The organism is [Scytonema hofmanni] UTEX 2349, from assembly GCF_000582685.1.
GTDB classification, from domain to species: domain Bacteria; phylum Cyanobacteriota; class Cyanobacteriia; order Cyanobacteriales; family Nostocaceae; genus Hassallia; species Hassallia hofmanni.
This window is the reverse complement of record NZ_KK073768.1, coordinates 1,111,256-1,117,094: the sequence shown is the minus strand read 5'-3', so window position 1 is coordinate 1,117,094 and position 5,839 is coordinate 1,111,256. Positions and strand designations below refer to the sequence as shown.

The window sequence follows — 5,839 nt, the reverse complement described above, 5'->3', positions numbered from 1 at the left end:
GACGTCAACAATGCTTTTACTGTTATTTCTTTGGTCTTTTTATTAATTGGTGGTATCTATCGATTAGCGCAAATAGAAGCGCACATTAATGCAAGAATTACCAATGTACAAGCTACTTTATTAGCCGCGATTGATTCACAGAGAGACAACCTTGTGGACAAGCTATATCTGAATGAAAAAAGATTAGAAGTACACTTGACTGAGTACACCGAAAAGAAGTTATTTTCTGAGTACCGTCATAATGCTACCGACAAGCAACTCGAACACAAATTTAACCGACTTCGTGGGCTGATTAAGCAGCTTGCGGGCTTTTTGAATAAAGAATCTGGCTTTATTCTTCGAGATGATGAATACTAAGATGCTGTCAAAAATTAGTGTTCGGTCTGTAGTTGTAATTATTTTGGTAATTGGGGCGCTTGTTTTGGCGATCGCAGACGATAACTTTCGCCCTACTTTTGGGGACTTGGCGAAAGTTGGCGTCGGCGGGTATCTCGGTCAGATGCTGCCAGAAGCAAGTAAACGCAGTGGGGATTCCTCAGAGTCACAATCTTGATCTTCAAAATTCACCTGCAAACAATTGGCATCGATATACACAAACAATTAAGGGTACAGCATTGGTGTACCCTTATACCATTTCACGAAAAGCCTGATACAAATAAAGCCGAAAAAATAAAATCCCAGCCCACAATAGATTTCAGTTGACAAGCTGTAAATTTATTTAACTCTTTCCACACAGCTTCTCGCAATTGATCTAAGGTCTGAAAACATTCCCATTTCAAAGCCTTATTGATTTCCTTTCATAATCTTTCAATGAGAATTTCCGAAGGTTGTACTTTTAAGTTAGATCAAAGTTTACTAAGTGAAAAATGCGGATTGCCACATCCTCCACAAGAGTGACCCTATCCATTAATAAAGCCAGAACAGGCTTATTCACCTCTAAAGTAACGGTTGATATCCTTACTACCGTGAACAATGCCTATTACTTCAATGTATGTATCTTTCAATTGATAGAAAATGACGTAGCTCTGGAATACCCAACTACGACACCCTGGATAAAATTCTTCTCGTTTTCGCCCTATTTCAGGATTGCCACAAAGGAATTGAAACCGATCATACAAGGCAATAATGAATAGCTCTGCTCTCCCCTTGCCCCAAGTTTCTACACGTATATCTCTTGAAGATCCTCTTCGGCTTGTAGGGTAAGCTTAACGATTCGATGTTCTTTGCTCGTAAAGCGCGTCACCCTTCCTTACGATGTCATCCACAGTGGCATCCGAAAAATGACCCTGTTCAGCCTGCAACCTACCTTTTTCAAGCTTATTTTTGAGAGATTCATATTTAAGCCTTTGATATTCCTCAAATATTTCAGGGCTTAGAATGTACACATCAGGCTTGCCATGTGATTGCACCTCAATAACATCCCTCTGAGCTTTACGGCGTATCTCTCCCCAATTTTCTCGTGTTTCGCTTGATGAAATGATAATCATCAGATTCTCACAATTTGTACAATTAAGCGGTTTAGTACATTATCGCTGATATATAAAAAAAGCGAGCTAAAATGGATTGAAAAGCTTGACTAAAATACATCTAGTCATCTTGAGATGACTTTAGCTATTAGCCATAGGTTTTAACCTATGGCGGGTAATGCAGCAAAATCAATATCTCAATTCAACTTTTATTCGATATTACTGCTGCTCGGTTGTTGTTGATTCCTGTGGAAATTGCTCTGGTTCAGGTTCAGGCTGAGGCTTGAGCAATTCGCGCCAATTCCTAATTTGCTCTCGCGCTGCGCTGTAAGCGGCAGAACCTTGGGGAATCAGTTTTGCGGTTTCAATACCTTGGGTAATATCAGACTCACTCTGAGAGCGGGCTATATCTAATAATTGCTGACTCCATTGGTCAATAGCCGGATTCACGTCATTGCGTAACAAGCTACGACTTGGCACTCTATCCGCTAGTTGTATTGCCTCTGACAAAGCCTCAGGAGTGCCAGCAAGTGCCACTTCCCGCGCTTGACGCCAATTTTGTCTAGCGCGGATTTGCCCTCGCCAATCATCTATAGACGCTTGTGCTTCACCACTTAATGCGCGTCCCGACGAGGCAATTTGTTCGGCAGCTTTAATCGCAGAGGCTAGATCGCCACTACGAGCAATATCTCGCGCTTGATCTAAGTATGGCTGATCTTCAATTCGCTGAATTTTCGCCGTCCAAGTGCGAATTTTTCGGCGTGCTTCTGGATATAATGCCCGACCATTACGAATTTGACTTGCTTCGGCGATCGCTGCTTGCAATGAGTTAACATCTTCTATAAAACCTATCTGTTCAGCGCGTTCCAAATAAGGTTTATCTTCGATTGTCTCAACTTGAGCACGCCATTGTCCTATATCTTGCCTAGCTTCAGAACCACGAGGATTACTAACCGGGATAAGACGCGCTTGAGCGATCGCTGCATTCAAATCGCTAACTGTTCCCTGATTTGCCAGTGTACGTGCTTTATCTAGATTGGCAACATCTTCAATTTCCAACTGCCAACGGGCAATAAGTTTTTGTGCCTTGTCATAAACTGGTCTTGATGGGTCAATTTGTTGTGCTTGGGCGATCGCTGTTTCTAAACCAGAAACAGTGCCAATCCATGCATTTCTTTGGGCATCAGCGATCGCTGTAAAGTCTTCGATTTCCAACTTGAGCTTTGTACTTGCCGGAATTTTGCTGACAATTTCCAGTGCTTCATCTGCATCTCGACGATCTAGCTGTTTCTGTGCTAATGCCAGCATTTTCCGTCCAAATACTGAAACCCTTGCCTGTGCCTTCTGATAAACGTAACTATTTTGCCCAATTGATTCAGCTACTTTAATGGCTTTTAGTAAATTATCTACTCCAGAGTCTTCTGCCAAACTGTTAGCTTTTGCTAACTTCTCGCCATCTTCCCGTGCTGAGACAATCAAGCTATTCAATTGATCGTACTTAGCTGTTTGCCAGTATTTATTATCTACCCGCAGCAATTTAGATGCCACCATAAAAGCGGATTGCCAATGTGTTTGCCGTAGTTCGTTTTCCGCTGTTTGGTAAATCTTTTCTCCCTTAGACCAAGTGGACTGCCATTTAGAGATTTGCTCATCTACTAATTTATCCGCCGAGAGGTCTTTGGGAATTTTACGTGCTGTAGCGATCGCTTCGTCTAACTTCCCTGATTGAAAACTTTGATCGGCTAGCTGTAAAATCGAACGCGACCACTCTTCGAGGTTGCGATTTATTTCTAAGCGGAGTGGGTGATTTTCTGGTAGTTGATCGACTAAGGCGATCGCTTGTAACAAGTCATTCACCGTCTGCTTAGAAGCCGCCAATTGAGCGCAGTGCAGTCGCACCGATGCACTCGCAAGGGGCCAAAAAATCGATGGACAGTTTGGCGCCGTTGGTAATTTTAGCAGCATCGCCATCGAAATAAAGCCGATACTACCAGGAACCAACGCTAATAAAACTGTCCATAACACCCAACTTTTCATCCAGTTGGGAATTTTACCATAAAAAGTGCTGGGTGTCACAGTTTCTTGATCAGAATTGCGTATTTTTCGGCGCTTCACTGACTTTGAGGTAGAACCATTAGCTGGAACACCAGACACATGAGTTTCACTCCTTTCTGGCGATGGTGATAATCCGGTTATTTTATCTGGTTCTGTTGCTCTGGCTGATGACCAACTCTCTGGAATATCCCGCTCTGTCATCTCTCACACCAAAATAATTTCACAGCGATCTGTTATGGATCGATAATTTCTTTGTTGCCATAGTAACTTTCTCGTCATGAAAAAGCTAGTCTCAATTACCTCTCTCCACAGATATCATTAACACGATGAAATAAACGTATCTTTTTATACTTATCTGGAAACGGAAGATTCCGCCTGCAAATCGTCAATTAGTTGGGCTAGCTGATCGCTACTGGCGTGATATACTGAGCCGCAAAAATCACAAATTGCCTCAGCACCATCATCTTTGGCAATCATGTCTTGCAGTTCGGCTTCTCCTAAAATTTTTAATGCTCCAAGCACGCGGTTAAAAGAGCAACCACAATGAAAGCGCAGCATCTGAGTTTCCGGGAAAATCACCAAACCCATATCACCCAGCAAGTCTTGAAAGATTTCTGGCAATGTTTTGCCGGCTTGCAACAATGGCGTAAATCCAGCTAAACCCGCCACTCGTGATTCCAACTTTGCTACTAGCTCTTCATCTCTAGCAGCTTTTGGTAACACTTGTACGAGTAAGCCTCCACTAGCAGTGACCCCATTTGCACCCACGAACACACCTAAAACTACAGCAGAAGGTGTCTGTTCTGAGTTTACCAGGTAATGAGCTACATCGTCCCCAATTTCCCCAGAAACCAGTTCTACCGTACTAGAGTAAGGATAGCCGTAACCCATATCCCGAACAACGTAAAGGTAGCCATTACCAACTGCGCCACCAACGTCAAGTTTTCCTTTGGCATTGGGAGGCAATTCGATCGCGGGATTTTCTACATAGCCGCGTACTGTTCCATCTAAGCCAGCATCTACCAAGATACCACCTAAAGGACCATCGCCTTTAATTCGGACGTTGATTCTAGAGCCTTCTCGCTTCATGTTAGAAGCCATTAATAAGCCAGCTGCCATAGTTCGACCTAAGGCTGCCGTAGCTACATAAGAAAGCTTGTGTCTAGTCCTTGCTTCTTCTGTCAAGCGTGTGGTAATGACACCGACTGCACGAATTCCACTATCAGCCGCCGTGGCGCGAATTAATTGATCCGCCATGAATAACCTTACATTTCTTAACAAGTTCACTTTTTCTATTCTAAGTTCAGAAGCTCGTAGAAAAGTGACCAAACAAAGCAACAATGGTTAAGGATGTCCGTATGAAAATGAGCGGCTTTCCGCGCTTGTAGGGTGTAGGGAATTTTGAACTGGGGACTGGGGACTGTGGACTAGGAACTGGGAAAAGACCCATTGAAGAAATATTTCATCCTGGACGTAGTGTAATGAAATTTCCATTTTCTTTTGAACAAGCCCGTATCTGATGAACCACATTTGTCATACTAAAAGAAAATGCGATCGCTCTCCCAAAATGCTCGGTAATTTTCAACAAAGTCAACTACGTATAGAAGTTGAAGCCTCAGCAGCGACAATCAAAGACAGTCTGCTGCGTCCTGTGCAACAAGAAAAATGGCTCATCGGGCAACGTTTTTCTCCCGGAATGCCAGAAGAACTACATTCAGGATTTCAGTTTACTAGTTCACTTGGACTAGTTAAGATTCATCATCAAGTGGATGTGGCAAAACCCAATTGTTTACGCTTGCTACTCAGTCAAGGTATCGACGGCTTTCATGAGTGGTACTGGGGTGATGGTTGGGTACAGTCCCGCTTGGAAGGAGTATCAATTTTGCCGTTGAATTTGGGGCAAAGCTTCAGTTTGTTGAGCTTGCGAACTTTTTTGGCAACTCAAAAGCAGTGAGTCCAGACGGATAATAAGCAGATCACACTCGTAGCAAAGACGCAAATCAAGGTACGTAAAAAGAATTACGTTTAATAAGCGGTGACCATTTAGATTTTTTAAATCCTTGATTGGGAATGCAATTTGACAACTTATGTAAATATTTAGCAGAAAAATATCCCCAGCAATTTGCTAATTGGTTATTGGGAGAATCTACAACTAAGAGGTTGTTTGAAAAGTAGTTAACTGTGATTTTAGGCACTTGTTGATCCCCCCTAACCCCCCTTAAAAAGCAGGGTGGTTTCATACAAACAGAGAAAAATGACAATACTTATGGGAGGCGATCGTAAATTGACAATCTGGAAGTATGAACAATCTGATCGAA

The 5,839-nt window shown here is 42.6% G+C and carries 7 protein-coding genes; 3 read left to right on the top strand and 4 right to left on the bottom strand.

From position 1 onward, the window contains the following. The coding region (locus TOL9009_RS0109970) for a hypothetical protein (RefSeq protein ID WP_063628682.1) at nucleotides 1-357 on the top strand (357 nt) is incomplete at its 5' end. Nucleotide 358: 1 nt separating this feature from the next. Beyond that, entirely contained in the window at nucleotides 359-553 is a 195-nt protein-coding gene (locus TOL9009_RS0109965; RefSeq protein WP_190909745.1) for a hypothetical protein, read from the top strand. Between the two features lie 373 nt (nucleotides 554-926). On the opposite strand, the gene TOL9009_RS50490 is transcribed toward TOL9009_RS0109965, so the two are convergent. From TOL9009_RS50490 to hslO, 4 genes are all read right to left on the bottom strand, one after another. Continuing rightward, nucleotides 927-1,169 (bottom strand): type II toxin-antitoxin system RelE/ParE family toxin, encoded by a 243-nt coding sequence (locus tag TOL9009_RS50490; protein ID WP_084763163.1) that lies wholly within the window; start codon nucleotides 1,167-1,169, stop codon nucleotides 927-929. 36 nt (nucleotides 1,170-1,205) lie between these two features. Next, nucleotides 1,206-1,487, bottom strand: a complete 282-nt coding sequence (locus TOL9009_RS0109955; RefSeq protein ID WP_029632673.1) for a type II toxin-antitoxin system Phd/YefM family antitoxin — start codon at nucleotides 1,485-1,487, stop codon at nucleotides 1,206-1,208. A 198-nt stretch (nucleotides 1,488-1,685) separates the two neighbouring features. After that, on the bottom strand, nucleotides 1,686-3,722 hold the full coding sequence (locus tag TOL9009_RS0109950; RefSeq protein WP_029632672.1) for a coiled-coil domain-containing protein: 2,037 nt from the start codon (nucleotides 3,720-3,722) through the stop codon (nucleotides 1,686-1,688). Nucleotides 3,723-3,872: 150 nt separating this feature from the next. Further along, nucleotides 3,873-4,778 carry an Hsp33 family molecular chaperone HslO gene (gene hslO, locus TOL9009_RS0109945; RefSeq protein WP_029632671.1) on the bottom strand — a complete coding sequence of 302 codons (906 nt, stop codon included), beginning with the start codon at nucleotides 4,776-4,778 and terminating at the stop codon, nucleotides 3,873-3,875. Between the two features lie 310 nt (nucleotides 4,779-5,088). On the opposite strand from hslO, the gene TOL9009_RS0109940 reads away from it, so the two are divergent. Continuing rightward, the gene (locus tag TOL9009_RS0109940) at nucleotides 5,089-5,475 is read left to right on the top strand and encodes an alpha-crystallin domain-containing protein (RefSeq protein WP_029632670.1); all 387 of its coding nucleotides are present in this window, start codon (nucleotides 5,089-5,091) and stop codon (nucleotides 5,473-5,475) included. The last annotated feature ends 364 nt before the right edge of the window (nucleotides 5,476-5,839 follow it).